The sequence below is a fragment of the Variovorax sp. J22R115 genome (genome assembly GCF_030317005.1).
GTDB lineage: Bacteria > Pseudomonadota > Gammaproteobacteria > Burkholderiales > Burkholderiaceae_C > Variovorax.
In genome coordinates, this window is sequence record NZ_JASZYM010000016.1 from 77,398 (window position 1) to 95,525 (window position 18,128).

The following is an 18,128-nucleotide window of genomic DNA, read 5'->3' on the forward strand; positions in this document are numbered from 1 at the left end:
ACTGAGCCGTACTCGGGATTAGGCGAATGCGGCACGCCGCAAGAGGCGGCACAATTTGATACGGCAACAAACTTTCGGAGACACGTTGCGCGCGCCGGCACTCCGGCGTGCGTACGAGACCATGACGCAAGAGTCCCTTGGCAAGAGCGGGATCGAAGCCGTGCCGTTTCGCGGGATCGTGGAACAGTCCGTGGCTGGCATCTACATCCTGCAGGACGAGCACTTCCACTATTCGAACGCGACCTTCGGCGCGATGGCCGGCTACTCGGTCGACGAGATGACGGGCCGGCCGCTGCGCGAGTGCGTCCCGGCCTACTACGAAGCGGAGGTGATGGACCGCTACAACCGCCGCATCTCCGGCGAAGTGAAGAGCATGCGCTTCATCACGCAGGGGCTGCATCGCGATGGGCACGTGGTCTACATCGAAGTACACGGCGAAGCCATGCAATACCGCGGACGGCCCGCGATCGTGGGCGTGGGCGTCAACGTCAGTGCGCAGGTGCAGCGAGACGCCGAGCTTCGGCAATCGCGCCAGGAGTACCGCGAGCTCGCATCGCATCTCAACAGCATCCGCGAGCAGCAGCGCGCCGAGTACGCACGCGAGGTGCACGATGTGCTCGGCGGCCTGCTCACCTCCATGAAGCTGGATGTCGGTCGCATCTCGCGGCGCTCTCGCTCGCGGACCATCCGCGGCATCGCGACCGACCTGAACGCCCTGCTGGTGGAGGCGATCGACAACGTGCGCGAACTGTCCGAGTCGATGCGACCGCAGTTGCTCGACCACCTGGGCCTGCACGCAGCGATCGCGAGCCATCTGGCGCGGTTTCGCGAGCGATCGGGGCTCAAGGTCAGCATGGAGCCGGGCGAGTTCGATCTCGACCTGTGCCGCTGGCGCTCCATCGCGGTGTACCGGATCTTCCAGGAGGCACTGACCAACATCGCACGCCACGCGAAAGCCACGGCTGTCGCGGTGCGCCTGCGCCGCACCGATCACGCCTTATGGCTCGAGATCGAAGACAACGGCTGCGGCATGCCCGGCGCCGGCAGCATCCGTCACGATGCGACCCGACATTCGCTGGGCCTCATTTCGATGCGGGAGCGCGCACACGAGATAGGCGGCACGCTCACCATCGACTCCGCGCCCGGCGCGGGCACGAAGGTGACGCTGCACGCGCCGATCGTCGACAACCCTTTGCTGCGCGGATGATCAACGTCCTGATCATCGACGACCACGCGATGTTCCGCTCCGGCCTGCGCAAGGTGCTGCAGGATGCGCCGGACATCGAACGCGTGGAGGAGACTGGCGAATGGCGGGAAGGCCTCGCCATGCTGGAGCGCCGCGACACGCAGGTGCTGCTGCTGGACATCAACCTGCCGGACAGCAGCGGACTGGATGTCCTGGACCTGGTGCACAAGCGCTTTCCCACGGTGCACGTGATCATGCTGAGCATGTATGCCGCACCGCAGTACGCGATGCGCGCGCTGCGCAACGGCGCCAAGGGCTATGTGGCCAAGGACATGGAAGCAAGCGACCTCATCGCGGCGATCCGCAACGTCAACCGCGGCAAGAAGTTCATCCCGCCGGCGGTCACCGAGGCCTTGCTTGATTCGCTGCACGGACTGGAGCCGAACCCCAGGCCGCACGAGCATCTTTCGACACGCGAGTCGGAGATCATGCGAATGATCGTCGCTGGCGAGGCGCTGACGGCCATCGCGGAGCGACTGCTGATCAACGTGAAGACCGTCAGCACCTACCGGCGTCGCATCCTCGAGAAGCTCGGCGTCGGCTCCAATGCCCAGTTGGTGCAGTACGCGGTGCACAACCGACTGCTGGACTAGCGTGCCGTTCGCTCACGCAACGCAAAGATGACGGTCGACGCCACGAGACCAAGCGCGCCGCCGATCAATGAAGCTGTCCCCATCCGGTAGCGGTGCGCAAGTCGGCGGGAGTTCGATTGACACTGCTGCGAGGAGGGCGCACTATTTTTCGATCCGGGAGTCGCTCGCACAGGAGGCGTCCATGACCGAATCGTTCCGCGACTTCGAGCACGCCGGCTGGGCGGACCCCACTGTCTGCGCGAGCTACGACGACCTCTTGTCGAGCCTCACGACCCAATCGATCGGCCCCCTGCTCGACGCCGCCGGCATCAAGGCGGGCAGCGTCGTGCTGGATGTGGCGACAGGTGCCGGCTATGCCGCGGGCGCAGTCCTCGCGCGCGGGGCCCAGGTCACGGGCGCCGACTTCTCGGCCGAGCAGGTACGCCTCGCCAAACAGCGCTTTCCGGCCGCGGCCTTCATGGAGGCCGACGCAGGCAACTTGCCCTTTGCGGGCGCGACCTTCGATGCGGTCGTCGCCAATTACGGCGTCCTTCACTTTCCGGACCCTGAGCGATTCTTTCGAGAAGCGTTTCGTGTGCTCAAGAGTGGTGGAAGACTCGCCTTCGCGGTCTGGGATGCACCGCAGGAAGCGAAGCTCTTCGGCGCCGTCCTCGACGCGGTCAATGCGCATGGCTCCATGGACGTGGGCCTGCCCGGAGGGCCCAACATGTTCCTGTTTGCCGATGCCGCGACGAGCGAGAAGGCGATGACCTCCGCAGGCTTCCAGGATGTCGCGGTGACACGGGTGCTGCAGACCTGGCGACCTTCATCGAGCGAGCAGGTCCTGCTCACCCTGAAGACCGGCACCGTTCGGATGCGCGGCACGCTGCAGCGCCAGCATGCCGAGGCGCTGGATGCGATCGACGACGCGATCCTGACCGCGCTGGAGCCTTTCAGGAAAGGGCTTGGCTATGAAGTGCCCATGCCGGCCGTGCTCACGGCAGCAACCAGACCGTGAATCATGACAACGGCGGGGCGCTTCCTAGTTGAACTACGCGGCTTCCAACCTGAACAGACTGGTCACCTCCAGTTCCAGCACCGGGAGTTCCCGCTGGTTGAACAGCCGCCAGCGCCAGCGCAGGATGCCCAGCGTCGGCCGCTTTTCCGAACGCCGCACTTCCGCGACATCGGCAACGAGCCGCAGGCTGTCCCCGGGCCGCACCGGGTTGGGCCACTTGAGGTACTGCAAGCCGGGCGATGCGAAGGATTCGGAGCCGGCGAGAGCGGCATCGGCGACGAGCCGCATCGCGATGGCGCTGGTGTGCCAGCCGCTCGCGATAAGTCCGCCAAAGGGGCCGCCCGCCGCCGCGTCGGCATCCGTGTGGAACCACTGCGGGTCATAGGCCCGCGCGAACTGCAGGACTTCCGCCTCCGTCACGAGGTACGGGCCCGCTTCGATGATCTGGCCCGCGTGGAAGTCGGCGAATTTCATCAGGACATTGTCAATACGTTTCGAGGTGCAGACGCCCCTCCCGCTTGAGGCTCTGACCGACGGTGTCCCAGTCGAGGCCGGCTTCGGTCGCGACGTCGCGCAGCGCGAGCACGACGCCCTCTTCCATGCTCTTCAGGCCGCACACGTAAAAGTGGCTCTGGCCGTCCCTCAGAAGCTCGACGAGGTCCGCGGCGCGCTCGCGCATCATGTCCTGCACGTAGCGCCTGGGCTGCCCCTGTGTGCGCGAGAACGCGAAGTTGATGTCGATGAAATCCTTGGGCAGCGTCTGCAGCGGGCCGAAGTACGGCAGTTCCTGCTGCGTGCGCGCGCCGAAGAAGAGCATGAGCTTGCCGCCCTCGAACTTGCCGCTCTTGCGCAGGCGCCGGCGCCATTCGGTCATCGCGCGCATGGGGGCGCTGCCGGTGCCGGTGCAGATCATCACGATGTGCGACTTCGGATGGTTCGGCATCAGGAAGGACGAGCCGAAGGGCCCGATGACCTGCACCTTGTCGCCGACCTTCAGGTCGCACACATAGTTGCTGCACACGCCGCGCACGGGGTTGCCCTGGTGGTCCTCCAGCACGCGCTTCACGGTCAGCGAGATGTTGTTGTAGCCGGGCCGCTCGCCGTTGCGCGGGCTGGCGATCGAGTATTGGCGCGCGAAGTGCGGCTTGCCGTTGGCGTCGACGCCGGGCGGGATGACGGCGATCGATTGGCCTTCCAGCACCGGGAAGGGCATGCTGCCGAGGTCGAGCACGATGTGGTGCGTCTGGTTCTCGTAGCCGGCTTCGGTGCAGTTGAAGTTGCCCACCACGGTCGCGGTGGTCGGGCTCTTTGGCGGGAACAGGTTGGTGTAGGCATGGGCGGCCGACCATGGCGGCACGGTGGCGCCGTACTGCGCGGAATTGAAGGCGACTTCGCCGGGTTCGGCAGGCGGCTGCGGCACGGCGGAGGGCACCTGCATCAGCGTTTCACCGGGCGTCGCGACGCCTTCCGCTTCGAGCTGCTCGGGAGAGAGTTCGGCGGGCAGCTCGTCCCATGTGAGCTGCTCTTCGATGGAATAGGCGCGTGCCACCGGCATGGTGCGCCAGTTGTCGATCGAGCCCGTCGGGCATGGCGAGATGCAGGCCATGCAGCCGTTGCACACGTCGGCGCGCACCACGTAGTTGCGGTCGTCGTGCGTGATGGCGTTGACCGGGCAGGTCGCCTCGCAGGTGTTGCATCGGATGCAGATCTCGGGGTCGATCAGGTGCTGCTTGATGACGTTGATTTCGGCCATGTCCATGGTTGTCTCCTTGTGCCCCTCCCTCGCCAGATCAACCGAAACGCACGTATTCGAAATCGACTGGTTGGCGGTTGATGCCCATCACCGGCGGCGCGATCCAGCCTGCGAACTTGCCTGGATCGACCACGCGGCCCATCAACGATGCCACGAAAGCGAAGTCGTCGGGCGTCGGCAGCCATTCGGCTTTCTTGGCGGCCCATTCCTGCTCGTTCACCACGCGGCCTTCGGGCGACATCTTGATGCCGGCCAATGCGCCGATCTGGCGGTTGAAGGCCTTGTGCGGCACGGTCAGGCGGGTCGGAATGCCGGCCTTCTCGAGCACCTTGTTCCAGCGGCCGACGCCGGCCACGGAGTCTTTGATGAAGTCGTCGCGCAGCACTTCGTTGAGCGCGTTGAGCATCGGCACATCCTTCTCGACGAGTTGGCCGTTCACCACTTCCAGCACCTTGTAGGTCTGGCCCTTGAGCACGTGGTCGTCGGTGCGCTTGCCTTCCTCGTAACGGCCCTTGAGGCCGGAGCTGTAGAAGGTGGCGGCGTTGCTCGACTGGTCGGCGCCGAAGAGGTCGATGGTCACGCTGTAGTGGAAGTTCAGGTAGCGCTGGATGGTGCCGAGGTCGATGGCACCGGCGGCGCGCACCTTCTGCGGATCGTCCGTCTTCAGCTCGTTCATGACCTGCGCGGTGCGTTGCAGCACACGCGAGACGCCACTCTCGCCCACGAACATGTGGTGCGCTTCCTCGGTCAGCATGAACTTGGTAGTGCGCGCCAGCGGATCGAAGGCACTCTCGGCCAGCGCCGACAACTGGAACTTGCCGTCGCGGTCCGTGAAGTACGTGAACATGAAGAAGGCGAGCCAGTCGGGCGTCTTCTCGTTGAAGGCGCCGAGGATGCGCGGGTTGTCCTGGTCGCCGGACTGGCGCTGCAGCAGCGCCTCGGCTTCTTCGCGGCCGTCGCGGCCGAAATGCTTGTGCAGCAGGTAGACCATGGCCCACAGGTGGCGGCCCTCTTCCACGTTGATCTGGTAGAGGTTTCGCAGGTCGTACATGCTGGGCGCGGTGAGGCCCAGGTGGCGCTGCTGCTCGACCGATGCCGGCTCGGTGTCGCCCTGCGTGACGATGATCCGGCGCAGGTTGGCGCGGTGCTCGCCGGGCACGTCCTGCCAGGCCTTCTCGCCCTTGTGGTCGCCGAAGTGGATCTCGCGGTTGGCATCGCCCGGGTTCAGGAAGATGCCCCAGCGGTAGTCGCGCATCTTCACGTGGCCGAACTGGGCCCAGCCCTGCGGGTCGACGCTGACCGCAGTGCGCAGGTAGACCTCGTAGGCGGTCGAACCATCGGGACCGACATCGTCCCACCAGTTGACGAAGTTGGGCTGCCAGCCTTCGAGCGCGCGCTGCAGCGTTCGGTCTTCGCCGAGGTTGACGTTGTTGGGGATCTTCTCGCTGTAGTTGATCGTGCTCATCGTTGTTCCTTGGGGTTGATCGGGCTTTGTGTGCTCTGTGTCGTCAGACGCGGTTCAAGTCGAAGCCGGCCTTCTCGCCAGTGCCATAGACCTTGAGGGCCCCCTTTTCGCCGACGGCGTTCGGGCGGTTGAAGATCCAGTTCTGCCAGGCGGTGAGCCGGCCGAAGATGCGCGTGTTCATGTTTTCCTTGCTGGCGAAGCGCAGGTTGGCTTCGAGGCCGGTGAGTGCATCGGGCGACATGGCGGCACGCTCTTCGATGGCGATGCGGATTTCGTCGTCCCAGTCGATGTCGTCGGGCGCCATCGTGACGAGGCCGAGCGCCATCGCCGCATCCGCATCGAGCAGCTTGCCGGCGGCGGCACGCGCGGCTTCCATCGGCGCGGTTTCTTCATAGAAGCGGCGTTGCAGGCGGCTCTGGTCGTTGACCATAGGGAAGAAGCCGAAGTTGAACTCGTCGAGCGTGATCTTCGGTGCGCGCTCGGCGTCGTCGGGCAGCGCGAGCATGTAGGCGCGGTCGGCCGCGAAGGCGATCTCGGCCAGCGTGCCGGCGAAGCAGGAGCCCGAGTCGATCAGCGCGAAGAGGCTGCGCGACGACACGTCGAGGCGCGCCAGCGTGCGGCGCAGTGCGCCGATGGTCTCGCGAACCAGCCAGTGGTCCTTGTTCGCGAGCAGCGTGGCGTCGCTGGCGAGCACGGCCTGCGCGTCGCCTTCGGTCTTGAGCAGCCAGGTGCCGATGTCGAGCTCGTTGGTGCGCATGTTGAGGATCGCGTCGTCCAGCTGACGGACCATCGCGAGCGGCCACCATGCGGCGCCGGCCGCCTCGATGGCAGCGATGTCGGCGGGCTGCGCTCCCTTCGGTGCCTTGACGGTGAAGGTGGCGGTGCGGCGGGCGCGGTCGATCTCGACCGTGACGTGTTCGTAGCGCAGGCTGTCGGCGCCCTCTTCGCGTTCGAGGCGGGTGAGGCTCACGCCCTTGCCATTGGCCGGACGATCACTGCCTTCGGCAAGCTTGGCGGCGCGTTCCTGCACGGCGGCGCCGAACTGGGCCGGCTTGGCGATGGCATCGACGAGGCGCCAGTCGACGGCACGCTGGCCGCGCACGCCTTCGACGCTGGTGCAGAAGATGTCGGCGAGGTCATGGCGCACATGGCGCTTGTCGGTGACGCGGGTGAGGCCGCCGGTGCCGGGCAGCACGCCGAGCAGCGGCACTTCGGGCAGCGAGACGGACGAAGAGCGGTCGTCGACGAGCACGATCTCGTCGCAGGCCAGCGCCAGCTCGTAGCCGCCGCCGGCGCAGGCGCCGTTGACGGCCGCGATGAACTTGAGGCCAGAGTGCTTCGACGTGTCCTCGATGCCGTTGCGGGTCTCGTTCGTGAACTTGCAGAAGTTCACCTTCCAGGCGTGGCTGGAGACGCCCAGCATGAAGATGTTGGCGCCCGAGCAGAAGATGCGGTCCTTGGCGCTGGTGACGATGACCGAACGCACTTCGGGGTGCTCGAAACGCACGCGGTTCAGCGCGTCGTTCAGTTCGATGTCCACGCCCAGGTCGTAGCTGTTGAGCTTGAGCTTGTAGCCGGGACGAATGCCGCCGTCTTCCGCGATGTCGAGCGACAGGCGCGCCACCGGGCCCTCCACGTTCAGTTTCCAGTGACGGTATTGCGTCGGGTCGGTGCGGTAGTCCACGCGGGCGGGGTGAGCAGCGGTTTCGGCCATGTCGAAGTCTCCTTGAAGGTTCGGTGGCGAGGAACAATAGTGCACTTGTCGATCGCCGGAACATGCATCATGCTGCATGTTTTGAGGCGCGTCAACTCTGGAATGAATTTTTTACAGCTCGTTGAGAGATCCGCTCAGCCGTTGTGGCTCATCGTCTCGCGCACCGCGGTGCGCAACAGCTCGAAGCTTTTCGCCAGGTCGTGTCCGGTGGTGTCCACGCTGACGTCGGCCTTCGAATAAAAGGCGGCTCGGCCGCTCAGGATGCGGCGCAGGTCGTCCATGGCTTCCTTGCTGGCAGCCATGGGACGGGTGTCGCCCTGAGCAGCGACGCGGCCCATGTGTTCTTCGGGCGCGGCCTGCAGCCACACGGTAGTGCAGTGGGCGAGAAGCTGGTTGAAGGTGGCCGGATCGGAGACGATGCCGCCCGGCGTCGCAATGACCGCTTCGCTGTAGATCTGCACGGCTTCCTCGAGCGCGCGGCGCTCGTAACGGCGGTAGGCGTTGGTGCCGTAGAGGTCGTGGATCTCGCGCACGCTGCAGCCTGCGACCTTCTCGATCTCGCGGCTCAACTCGATGAAGGGCACCTCCAGGTCATCGGCCAGCATCTGGCCCAGCGTGGACTTGCCCGCGCCGCGCAGGCCGATCAGCGCGATGCGGCGATGCCGGGCCGGGTCGCCGGCGGCCGTGCCGAGCAACTCGCCCAATGCAATGCGTGCGCGGCGCAGATCGGCCTCGCCGCGATGCTCCAGCAGTTCGCGGATCAGCAGCCATTCGGGCGAGATCGTGGTGACGTCGCCGACCAGTTCAGCCAGCGAGCATTGCAGGGCGGTCGACACCTGCTGCAGCACCAGGATCGAGGCATTGCCGATGCCGTATTCGAGATTGGCGAGATGCCGCTCCGACACATTGGCCGCCTGCGCCACCGCCTTGCGGGTGAGGCCACGGCGCGCGCGCAGGTTGCGCACGCGCTCGCCCAGCGCGACGAGCAGCGGGTTCTTGGCCTCCTCGGCCGGGGTGTTCGCGTCGGTGGGCGCGGTCAGTACCGCGTCGTCGGCTCGCTCGTTCATGGAATCTCTTTCGATGTCCTCGGTGGCTGCATTCAGGGTTAACACGAACTCATGCACTATATTGCTTGACACCTTTTAACTGCATGCTTATGGTTCGTGTACAGGCAAGATACTGCACGCAGGCGATTGCCGCAAGTTTGTTCCCCACGCACGAAGAAAGCGCCATGTCCAAGCAAGCCTTCCACCAGCTCGTCGCTCACGTGGCGACACAGATCGCCGGCCGGCCGCTCGACGACGAACTCGACCGCTGGCTCAACACCCACCACGGCGCCGGCACGCCGTCCTTCGACCAGCTGAAACAGGCATGCATCAACGGCGTGGCCGAAGGCTGGCTCTGCGACCACGAAGGCGGCGGCATCCGCTACGGGCGGGTGTTCAAGGCCGAGGACTCGCTCGGCCGTTTCTCGGTCGATGTGGTCGACATGCGCGACATCGCCGGGCCGCATCACACGCATCCCGGCGGGGAGATCGATTTGATCATGCCGCTGGAAGGGGACGCGACCTTCGACGGCCGGCCTGCGGGCTGGTGCGTCTACCCACCGGGCAGTGCCCATCACCCCACTGTGGCGCAAGGCCGCGCCTTGGTCCTCTACTTGTTGCCCGAGGGGCAGATCCAGTTCACCAAATGACCGAAGTTCTCTCTAACTATGTAGGTGGCCGCTGGCAGGCCGGCAGCGGCGCCGGAACGCCGCTGTTCGATCCGGTGCTCGGCACCGAACTGGTACGGGTCGATGCCACCGGGCTCGATCTGCCCGAAGCTTTCCGCTTCGCACGGGAAACCGGCGGCGCTGCGCTGCGCGCCCTCACCTACCGCCAGCGCGCAGGCCTGCTGGCCGCCGTCGTCAAGGTGCTGCAGGCCAATCGCGACAGCTACTACGAGATCGCCACCGCCAACTCCGGCACTGTGAAGAACGACTCGGCCGTCGACATCGACGGTGCAATCTTCACCCTCGGCCAGTACGCCAAGTGGGGCGATGCGCTCGGCGACGTGCGCGCCCTGCGTGACAGCGATGCGGCGAAGCTCGGCAAGGAGCCGGTGTTCCTGTCGCAGCACCTGCAGGTGCCGACGCGCGGCGTGGCGCTCTTCATCAACGCCTTCAACTTCCCCTCCTGGGGCTTGTGGGAAAAGGCCGCGCCGGCCCTGCTCTCCGGCGTGCCGGTGATCGTCAAGCCCGCGACCTCCACCGCCTGGCTGACGCAGCGCATGGTCAAGGACGTGGTCGATTCGGGCGTGTTGCCGGCCGGCGCGCTATCGGTGATCTGCGGCAGCTCCAACGGGCTGATGGACCAACTCGAAGCCTTCGACGTGGTTTCCTTCACCGGCTCGGCCGAGACGGGTGCGGTGATCCGCTCGCATGCCGCCGTGGCCCAGCGCTCCGTGCGCGTCAACATCGAGGCTGACAGCCTGAACTCCGCCCTGCTGCTGCCGGATGCCGGGCCGGGCTCGGACGCCTTCAACCTGCTGGTGCGCGAGGTCGTGCGCGAGATGACGGTGAAGTCGGGCCAGAAATGCACTGCCATCCGCCGCATCCTGGTGCCCTCAGCTGTGTACGACGCGGCGGCCGAGGCCATCGGCGCCAAGCTCGCCGGCATCACGGTCGGCAACCCGCGCAACGAGAGCGTGCGCATGGGTTCGCTGGTGAGCCGCGCCCAGCTCAACGCGGTGCGCGAAGGGTTGGAATCCCTGAAGTCGCAGGCCTCCGTGCTGCATGACGGCAGTCAGAAGGCATTGGTCGATGCCGACACGGCCATCGCCGCCTGCATCGGCCCGGTGCTGCTGGGTGCGCGCGATGCCGATGCGGCCGACCGCGTGCACGACGTCGAAGTGTTCGGGCCGGTCGCCACGCTGCTGCCCTATCGCGACCTCGACCATGCCATCGCGCTCGCGCATCGCGGCCAAGGCTCGCTGGTGACCTCGCTCTACGGCGCAGACGACGCCGCGCTCGGCCAGGCGACCGTGCAGCTCGCCGCCAGCCATGGCCGTGTGCACGTGATCTCGCCCGAAGTCGCACAAGTCCACACCGGCCACGGCAACGTGATGCCGATGTCGCTGCACGGCGGCCCCGGCCGCGCGGGCGGCGGCGCCGAGCTCGGCGGCCTCCGAGCGCTGGACTTCTATCACCGCCGCAGCGCGGTGCAGGCCAGCCCCGGCGTGCTGGCTCAGCTCGGGCTTCAGTAGCCGCAGCCCGCATTCCCGATCAAGACGGACCCGAGGAGACACACGATGAGCCTGCCCAACCCCTTCAACTTCGCGGAGCATCTGTTCGCGCTCAACCGTGGCCGTGCGGAGAAGAGAGCCTATGTCGATGACCGGGGCGCACTCGGCTACGGCCAACTCGAAGACCGCTCGCGCCGCCTCGCCGCCGCCCTGCTCGACGAGGGCGTGCGCCGCGAAGACCGCGTGCTGCTGCTGATGCTCGACAGCAGCGACTGGCCCGTGTGCTTTCTCGGCAGCCTTTACGCGGGCGTCGTGCCGGTGGCTGTGAACACGCTGCTCACCGCGGACGACTACGCCTACATGCTGGACCACAGCGGCGCGACGGCGGCGCTGGTCTCCGGCGCGCTGCTGCCGATGCTGCAGGAGGCGATGGCGAAGGCGCCCCATCACGTCCGCACGCTGCTCGTATCGCAACTCACCGGGCCGTTGCCCGACGGCGCGCACAACCTCGACTCGGCCATCGCCTCGCACGCACCCCTTTCCGAACCCGCGCCCACAGCGCCGCAGGAACATGCCTTCTGGCTCTATTCCTCTGGCTCGACCGGCAAGCCAAAAGGCACGGTGCACACGCACGCCAATCCGTGGTGGACGGCGGAGCTGTATGGCAAGCCGGTGCTGGGCCTGACGGAGAACGACGTCTGCTTCTCCGCCGCCAAGATGTACTTCGCGTACGGGCTCGGCAACGCGCTGACCTTTCCCCTGTCGGTCGGCGCGACCGTGCTGCTGATGGCCGAGCGGCCGACGCCCGATGCGACCTTCAAGCGCTGGACCGGCGCGCACAAGCCGACGGTCTTCTTCGGCGCGCCGACAGGATTCGCCGGGATGCTGGCCTCGCCCAACCTGCCGGCGCGCGAGGCGGTTGCGCTGCGCATGTGCTCTTCCGCCGGCGAGGCGCTGCCCGGCGAGATCGCGCAGCGCTTCAAGCAGCACTTCGGCTGCGAGATCGTCGACGGCATCGGCTCGACCGAGATGCTGCACATCTTCATCTCCAACCGGCCGGGCGACATCCGCTACGGAACCACGGGCAAGCCGGTCGAAGGCTACGAGATCGAGTTGCGCGGGGAGGACGGCCAACCCGTCCCGGTCGGCGAGGTCGGCGACCTCTACATCAAGGGACCGAGTACCGCGCTCATGTACTGGGCCAACCCCGAAAAGAGCGCCGATACCTTCCGCGACGGCTGGACCAAGAGCGGCGACAAGTACTCCCGCGACGCCGACGGCTACTACACCTACGCGGGCCGCAGCGACGACATGCTGAAGGTCAGCGGCATCTACGTCTCGCCCTTCGAGGTCGAGGCCACGCTCATGCAGCATCCGGCCGTGCTCGAAGCCGCGGTGATCGGCAAGGAGGATGCCGACGGCCTGACCAAGACCAAGGCGTACGTGGTGCGCAAGGACGGCCAGTCGGTCAGTGAGGATGAGCTGAAGGCCTTCGTGAAAGAGCGCCTCGCGCCGTACAAGTACCCGCGCTTCATCGAGTTCGTCGATGAACTCCCCAAGACCGCCACAGGAAAGATCCAGCGCTTCCGACTCCGCGAGCGGGAGCAGAAGGCGTGACTGCTCCCTCCGAATTCGCCGCCATCCGCTGGCGGGGAAAAGACGTGCGCATCGAATACGTGCGCATCGCCCCGGAACGCACCGACGCTCCCCTCCTCGTCTTCCTGCACGAAGGCCTCGGCTCGATCGCGATGTGGAAGGATTTCCCGGAGCGGCTGTGCGAGGCCGGCGGATTTCGCGGCCTGGTGTTCTCGCGCCCTGGCTACGGCCGCTCGACCCCGCGCGACGCCGACGAAGTATGGGACGTGGACTTCATGCACCATCAGGCGCACGAGGTGCTGCCCGCCTTCTTCGAGGCGATCGGTCTCGAAGAAAAGCCCTGGCTCTTCGGCCACAGCGACGGCGGCTCGATCTCGCTGCTGTATGCCTCGCGCTTTCCCGACAGAGTCGCCGGCCTCGTCGTGCTGGCGCCGCACATCTTCGTGGAGGACGTGACGGTCGCCAACATCGAGCTGGCGCGCCAGGCCTACCTCCAGACGGACATGCCGAAGAAGCTCAGCCGCTACCACGACGACGTGGACTCCGCCTTCTGGGGCTGGAACCGCATCTGGCTGCACCCGCCCTTCCGGCAATGGAACATCGAAAGCGAGCTCGACACCATCCGTTGCCCGGTTCTTGCTATGCAGGGAATCGACGACGAATACGGCACGCTTCGCCAGATTCGCGGCATCGCCGAGCGGGCCCCGCAAACGCGGCTCGTGGAGATCCCGGACTGCGGGCATTCCCCGCATCGCGACCAGCCCGAAACAGCGATAGTTGCGACCGTTTCATTCGTGAAAGACCCTTCGGGGAAACCTCGGGAAAACGCTTAATTGAGAGATAAATAGTTTAGCTATAAAGTATTGACCTCTCGTGTATTGGCGGATGTCCCTGGATTTCCGAACCGTCCGCGGTCGCAACCTTCCGTTTTTTTCAACAAGGAGTCCCATCCATGAGCACCCGCATCGCACGCACCACGCTGACAGCCCTCGCATTGGCCTGTATCGCCACGCTGGGCCATGCCCAACAGGGCAAGCTGAAGGTGGGCCTGATGCTTCCGTTCAGCGGCACCTACGCAGCGCTGGGCGTGGCCATTGAAAACGGCTTCAAGCTTCGCATCGAGGAACAGGGCGGCAAGCTCGGCGGCCGCGAGATCGAGTTCGTCAAGGTCGACGACGAATCCGATCCGGCCAAGGCCACAGACAACGTCAACAAGCTGATCAAGCGCGACAACGTCGACGTCATCATCGGCACCGTGCATTCGGGCGTCGCGATGGCGATGGCCAAGGCCGCCAAGGAAAGCGGCACCGTGCTGATCGTGCCCAACGCCGGCGCCGACGCCGTGACGGGCCCGATGTGCGCGCAGAACATCTTCCGCAGCTCGTTCTCGAACTGGCAGCCGGCCTACGCAATGGGTGAAGTCGCCGGCAAGGATGGCAAGAAGAAGGCCATGACCATCACCTGGAAGTACGCGGCCGGCGACGAGTCGGTGGCGGGCTTCAAGGAAGGCTTCGAGAAGGCCGGCGGCAAGGTCGAGAAGCAGCTCACCGTGCCCTTCCCGAACGTGGAGTTCCAGGCACTGCTGACCGAGATCGCAGCGGCCAAGCCGGATGTGGTCTATGCCTTCTTCGCGGGCGGCGGCGCGGTCAAGTTCGTCAAGGACTACGCGGCGGCCGGCCTCAACAAGACCATCCCGCTCGTCGGCCCCGGCTTCCTGACCGACGGCACGCTCGAAGCGCAGGGCGCCGCCGCACAAGGCATGCAGACCACGCTGCACTATGCCGACGGCCTGAACACGCCGCGTGACACCGCTTTCCGCACCGCCTACGCCAAGTCCTTCAAGCTGCAGCCTGACGTGTATGCGGTGCAGGGCTACGACGCGGCGCAGATGCTCGCGGTCGGCCTCAGCGCCGTGAAGGGCGACATCTCGAAGAAGGCCGAGTTCGCCTCCGCCATCGAGAAGGCCAAGATCGACAGCCCGCGCGGCGCCTTCACGATGAACAAGGCGCACAACCCGGTGCAGGACATCTACCTGCGCAAGGTCGAAGGCAACGAGAACAAGGTCGTCAACATCGCCGTGAAAAATCTGGCCGACCCCGCCCGCGGCTGCAAGCTTTAATCGTCAACGAAGAGACTGCATGGACTTCGGTACCTTTCTCGTTCAGTGCCTGAACTCCGTGCAGTACGGATTGCTGCTGTTCCTCGTCGCCTCCGGGCTGACGCTGATCTTCGGGATCATGGGCGTGATCAATCTCGCCCACGGCAGCTTCTACATGATCGGCGCTTACATGGCATTCGCGCTGTCGCCGCTGTTCGGCGACCAGTTCATCGTGATGCTGGTGGCGGGCGTGGTGCTCGCCGCCGTCTTCGGCTATGTGCTGGAGTGGGCCTTCTTCAGCTACCTCTACCAGCGCGACCATCTGCAGCAGGTGCTGATGACTTACGGTTTGATCCTCGTCTTCGAGGAACTGCGTTCAATTCTGATCGGCAATGACGTGCACGGCGTGAAGGCGCCGCCCTGGCTCGAAGGCAGCTTCGCGCTGGGCGATCTCATGAGCTACCCGTGGTACCGGCTCTTCGCTTCGGCGGCGTGCGTGGTGCTGGCGGTCGCGCTGTACTACGTGGTCAACCGCACGCGGCTGGGCATGATGATCCGCGCCGGTGCGAGCAATCGCGACATGGTGCGCGGGCTGGGCATCGACATCCGCCGGCTGTATCGCATCGTCTTCGCGGCCGGCGTGGCGCTGGCGGCGTTGGCCGGGATGATTGCGGCGCCGATGTCCTCCGTCTATCCGGGCATGGGTGCGAGCGTGCTGATCATCTGCTTCGTGGTGGTGGTGATCGGCGGCATCGGGTCGATCACCGGTGCCCTCGTGGCTTCGCTGCTGGTGGGCTTTGTCGATACCTTCGGCAAGGTCTTCTTCGCCGAACTGAGCGGCATGGGGGTGTATGTGCTGATGGCCATCGTGCTCATCTGGCGCCCGGAAGGTCTCATGGGGCGCAAGGTCTGACATGCAACGCATCTCGCACTTCATCCCCCTGCTCTGCGCCATCGCGCTGGCCTTGCTCGGCCCGATGCTGAGCCCCTATCTCTCGGACCTGGTCGTGAAGGTGATGATCCTTTCGATCTTCGCGCTGAGCCTCGAACTGCTGGTCGGCATGACCGGCCTCGTGAGCCTGGGCCACGCGGCCTTCTACGGCATCGGCGCGTATGCCACGGTGCTCGGTTCGGGCAAGGACGGCGGCTCGATCGCCTTGCTGCTGCCGCTGGCGATGGGCTCGGCGGCAGCCTATGCACTCGTCGTCGGCGCGCTGAGCCTGCGCACTCGCGGCGTGTACTTCATCATGGTCACGCTGGCCTTCGCGCAGATGGCCTTCTTCGTATTCCACGACACCGCGCTGGGCGGTGGCAGCGACGGCATCTACATGTACATCCGCCCTGCCCTCGGCGCGCTCGACATGGAGAACCGCAGCGTGCAGTTCTATTTCGTGCTGGCCGCCCTCGCGGGCACCTACGGCTTTCTCGCGCTGATCCGGCGGTCGCGCTTCGGCGCCGCGCTGGCGGGCATCCGCGTCAACGAGCAGCGCATGCGCGCGACGGGCTTTCCGGTGTACGGCTACAAGCTCGCGGCTTTCGTGATCGCGGGCGCGCTGGCAGGGCTCGCGGGCTTTCTCGTGGCGTCGCGCGACGGCGTGGTGAACCCGGAGTTGCTCGCATGGCACAACTCGGGCGAGGTGCTGCTGATGATCATCCTGGGCGGCCTCGGCCATCTGCGCGGCGCGGTAATCGGCGCCGTCGCCTTCACGCTGCTGAAGGAACTGCTGTCCACGCATGCCATCGTCGGGCCGCTGGCCGACCACTGGCAGCTGACGCTGGGCCTCGCCATCATCGCCTTCGTCGCGTTGCTGCCCAAGGGCATCATCGGGATTGCGTCGCGCATTTCGCCGAAGGGGGCCGCATGAGCGCGGCGCCGGGCCGCCCCAAGCAAGCTCGCACCCCCTCGGGGGGCAGCGAGGACACAAAGTGCCGAGCTTGGGGGCTTGTATGACCACCCTTCTTGCAGTCGATACCTTGACGCGCCGCTTCGGCGGGCTCGTCGCCGTCAATGCCGTGACGCTGGACCTGCGCCGGGGCGAGGTACATGCCGTGATCGGCACCAACGGCGCCGGCAAATCCACGCTGATCAACATGCTCTCGGGCGAGATCAGCGCGTCCGACGGCCGCATCTCGCTCGACGGCGCCGACATCACGCAGCGCGCACAGTTCCGCCGCGCGCTGGCCGGTGTGGGCCGCAGCTACCAGCGCACCACGATCTTTCCGGAGTTCACCGTGCTCGAGAACTGCCGGCTCGCCGCGCAGGCCGCGACGCCGCGGCCATGGGCCATCTGGCAATCGTCGAAGCAGTGCGCCACGAGCAATGCCGCCGCGCGCGAGTCGCTCGCGGCCGCCGGACTCGACGCTGTGGCCGATCGCATCGCCGGAACGCTGAGCCACGGCGCCAAGCGCCAGCTCGAAGTCGCAATGTGCCTTGCCACGAATCCGCGCGTTCTGCTGCTCGACGAGCCGCTGGCCGGCATGGGCGCCGAGGAGACCGAGCGCATGCTGGGGCTGCTGTCCAGCCTGAAGGCCTCGCACGCGATCCTTCTTGTCGAGCACGACATGGATGCGGTGTTCCGCATTGCCGACCGCATCACGGTGATGGTCAACGGCACGGTGATCGCGACGGGTGATCCCGCTTCGATCCGTACCAACCCCGAAGTGCGCACGGCCTACCTCGGTGAGGAACATTGACATGCTCCAGATCGAAGGCCTCAACACCTACTATGGCGACAGCCACATCCTGCGCGGCGTGGATGTCGAGATTCCCGCCGCCACGTCCGTCGGCCTACTCGGCCGCAACGGCATGGGCAAGACCACGCTGATCCGCTCGCTGATGGGCTATGTGCGCCCGGCTTCCGGCCACGTGCGGCTCGACGGCCAGGAGGTCACCGGTTGGGTGCCGGAGAAGATGGCGCGCCGCGGCATCGGCTACGTGCCTGAAGGCCGGGGCATCTTCCCGAACCTCTCGGTGCGCGAGAACCTCGTGATGAGCGCGCGCGCCGGCATCGACGGCAAGCGCGACTGGACCTTCGACCGCGTGATGGCGACGTTTCCGCGGCTGACGGAGCGCCTCTCGCACGGTGGCCAGCAACTGTCGGGTGGCGAGCAGCAGATGCTCTCCATCGGCCGCGCGCTGATGACCAACCCGCGTCTCATGATTCTCGACGAGGCGACCGAGGGACTCGCGCCGCTGATCGTGGTTGAAATCTGGCGCGTGATCAGCGACATCCGCGCGACGGGCATCGCGACGCTGATCGTCGATCGCGACTGGCGCAAGGTGCTCGCGCACACCGACCGGGCGGTGGTGATGGAGAAGGGCCGCATCGTGCGGCAGGGCGCTTCTGCGGAGCTGGTGGCTGCGCCGGATGTGCTGGAGGAACTGCTGGGCGTGTGATCCGCCGGCGCGGAGCTCGATTGCGGAGCCCCGCATCGAGTGCC

Annotated in this window: 17 protein-coding genes; 12 read left to right on the plus strand and 5 right to left on the minus strand. The window is 66.1% G+C overall.

The window, feature by feature from the left end; genetic code table 11:
- Positions 1-121 precede the first annotated feature (121 nt).
- The 3 genes from QTI04_RS26130 to QTI04_RS26140 all read left to right on the plus strand — a co-directional run bounded on the left by QTI04_RS26130 (position 122) and on the right by QTI04_RS26140 (position 2,836).
- Complete coding sequence (locus QTI04_RS26130) at positions 122-1,207, plus strand: PAS domain-containing sensor histidine kinase (RefSeq protein WP_286600709.1); 1,086 nt, start codon at positions 122-124, stop codon at positions 1,205-1,207.
- The gene (locus QTI04_RS26135; RefSeq protein WP_286600708.1) at positions 1,204-1,839 is read left to right on the plus strand and encodes a response regulator transcription factor; all 636 of its coding nucleotides are present in this window, start codon (positions 1,204-1,206) and stop codon (positions 1,837-1,839) included. Before QTI04_RS26130 ends, QTI04_RS26135 begins: the two co-directional genes overlap by 4 nt.
- 181 nt (positions 1,840-2,020) lie before the next feature.
- A complete protein-coding gene (locus QTI04_RS26140; RefSeq protein ID WP_286618073.1) occupies positions 2,021-2,836 on the plus strand; it encodes a class I SAM-dependent methyltransferase in 816 nt (271 codons plus the stop codon).
- A 33-nt stretch (positions 2,837-2,869) separates the two neighbouring features.
- Here QTI04_RS26140 and QTI04_RS26145 read toward each other — a convergent pair whose 3' ends face one another.
- The 5 genes from QTI04_RS26145 to QTI04_RS26165 form a co-directional block, all read right to left on the minus strand.
- Positions 2,870-3,310: a MaoC family dehydratase gene (locus QTI04_RS26145; RefSeq protein ID WP_286618074.1), complete on the minus strand. Its 441-nt coding sequence runs from the start codon at positions 3,308-3,310 to the stop codon at positions 2,870-2,872.
- 10 nt (positions 3,311-3,320) lie between these two features.
- Complete coding sequence (gene boxA / locus QTI04_RS26150; protein ID WP_286618075.1) at positions 3,321-4,595, minus strand: benzoyl-CoA 2,3-epoxidase subunit BoxA; 1,275 nt, start codon at positions 4,593-4,595, stop codon at positions 3,321-3,323.
- Between the two features lie 31 nt (positions 4,596-4,626).
- A complete protein-coding gene (boxB, locus tag QTI04_RS26155) occupies positions 4,627-6,054 on the minus strand; it encodes a benzoyl-CoA 2,3-epoxidase subunit BoxB (RefSeq protein ID WP_286600698.1) in 1,428 nt (475 codons plus the stop codon).
- A gap of 43 nt (positions 6,055-6,097) precedes the next feature.
- Positions 6,098-7,768, minus strand: a complete 1,671-nt coding sequence (boxC, locus tag QTI04_RS26160; protein WP_286618076.1) for a 2,3-epoxybenzoyl-CoA dihydrolase — start codon at positions 7,766-7,768, stop codon at positions 6,098-6,100.
- 134 nt (positions 7,769-7,902) lie between these two features.
- A complete protein-coding gene (locus tag QTI04_RS26165) occupies positions 7,903-8,835 on the minus strand; it encodes a helix-turn-helix transcriptional regulator (protein ID WP_286618077.1) in 933 nt (310 codons plus the stop codon).
- A gap of 164 nt (positions 8,836-8,999) precedes the next feature.
- On the opposite strand from QTI04_RS26165, the gene QTI04_RS26170 reads away from it, so the two are divergent.
- The 9 genes from QTI04_RS26170 (at position 9,000) to QTI04_RS26210 (ending at position 18,084) form a co-directional block, all read left to right on the plus strand.
- Positions 9,000-9,464 (plus strand): DUF4863 family protein, encoded by a 465-nt coding sequence (locus QTI04_RS26170; RefSeq protein WP_286618078.1) that lies wholly within the window; start codon positions 9,000-9,002, stop codon positions 9,462-9,464.
- Entirely contained in the window at positions 9,461-11,014 is a 1,554-nt protein-coding gene (locus QTI04_RS26175; RefSeq protein ID WP_286618079.1) for a 3,4-dehydroadipyl-CoA semialdehyde dehydrogenase, read from the plus strand. Before QTI04_RS26170 ends, QTI04_RS26175 begins: the two co-directional genes overlap by 4 nt.
- 45 nt (positions 11,015-11,059) lie before the next feature.
- On the plus strand, positions 11,060-12,610 hold the full coding sequence (locus tag QTI04_RS26180; protein ID WP_286618080.1) for a benzoate-CoA ligase family protein: 1,551 nt from the start codon (positions 11,060-11,062) through the stop codon (positions 12,608-12,610).
- Entirely contained in the window at positions 12,607-13,422 is an 816-nt protein-coding gene (locus QTI04_RS26185) for an alpha/beta fold hydrolase (RefSeq protein ID WP_286618081.1), read from the plus strand. Before QTI04_RS26180 ends, QTI04_RS26185 begins: the two co-directional genes overlap by 4 nt.
- A 119-nt stretch (positions 13,423-13,541) precedes the next feature.
- A complete protein-coding gene (locus tag QTI04_RS26190; RefSeq protein ID WP_286600689.1) occupies positions 13,542-14,708 on the plus strand; it encodes an ABC transporter substrate-binding protein in 1,167 nt (388 codons plus the stop codon).
- 19 nt (positions 14,709-14,727) lie between these two features.
- Complete coding sequence (locus QTI04_RS26195; RefSeq protein ID WP_286600687.1) at positions 14,728-15,600, plus strand: branched-chain amino acid ABC transporter permease; 873 nt, start codon at positions 14,728-14,730, stop codon at positions 15,598-15,600.
- A 1-nt stretch (position 15,601) separates the two neighbouring features.
- Positions 15,602-16,552 (plus strand): branched-chain amino acid ABC transporter permease, encoded by a 951-nt coding sequence (locus QTI04_RS26200; protein ID WP_286618082.1) that lies wholly within the window; start codon positions 15,602-15,604, stop codon positions 16,550-16,552.
- A gap of 82 nt (positions 16,553-16,634) precedes the next feature.
- Positions 16,635-17,381, plus strand: a complete 747-nt coding sequence (locus QTI04_RS26205) for an ABC transporter ATP-binding protein (RefSeq protein WP_286600684.1) — start codon at positions 16,635-16,637, stop codon at positions 17,379-17,381.
- Position 17,382: 1 nt separating this feature from the next.
- Positions 17,383-18,084, plus strand: a complete 702-nt coding sequence (locus tag QTI04_RS26210) for an ABC transporter ATP-binding protein (RefSeq protein ID WP_286600683.1) — start codon at positions 17,383-17,385, stop codon at positions 18,082-18,084.
- Positions 18,085-18,128: the final 44 nt, after the last annotated feature.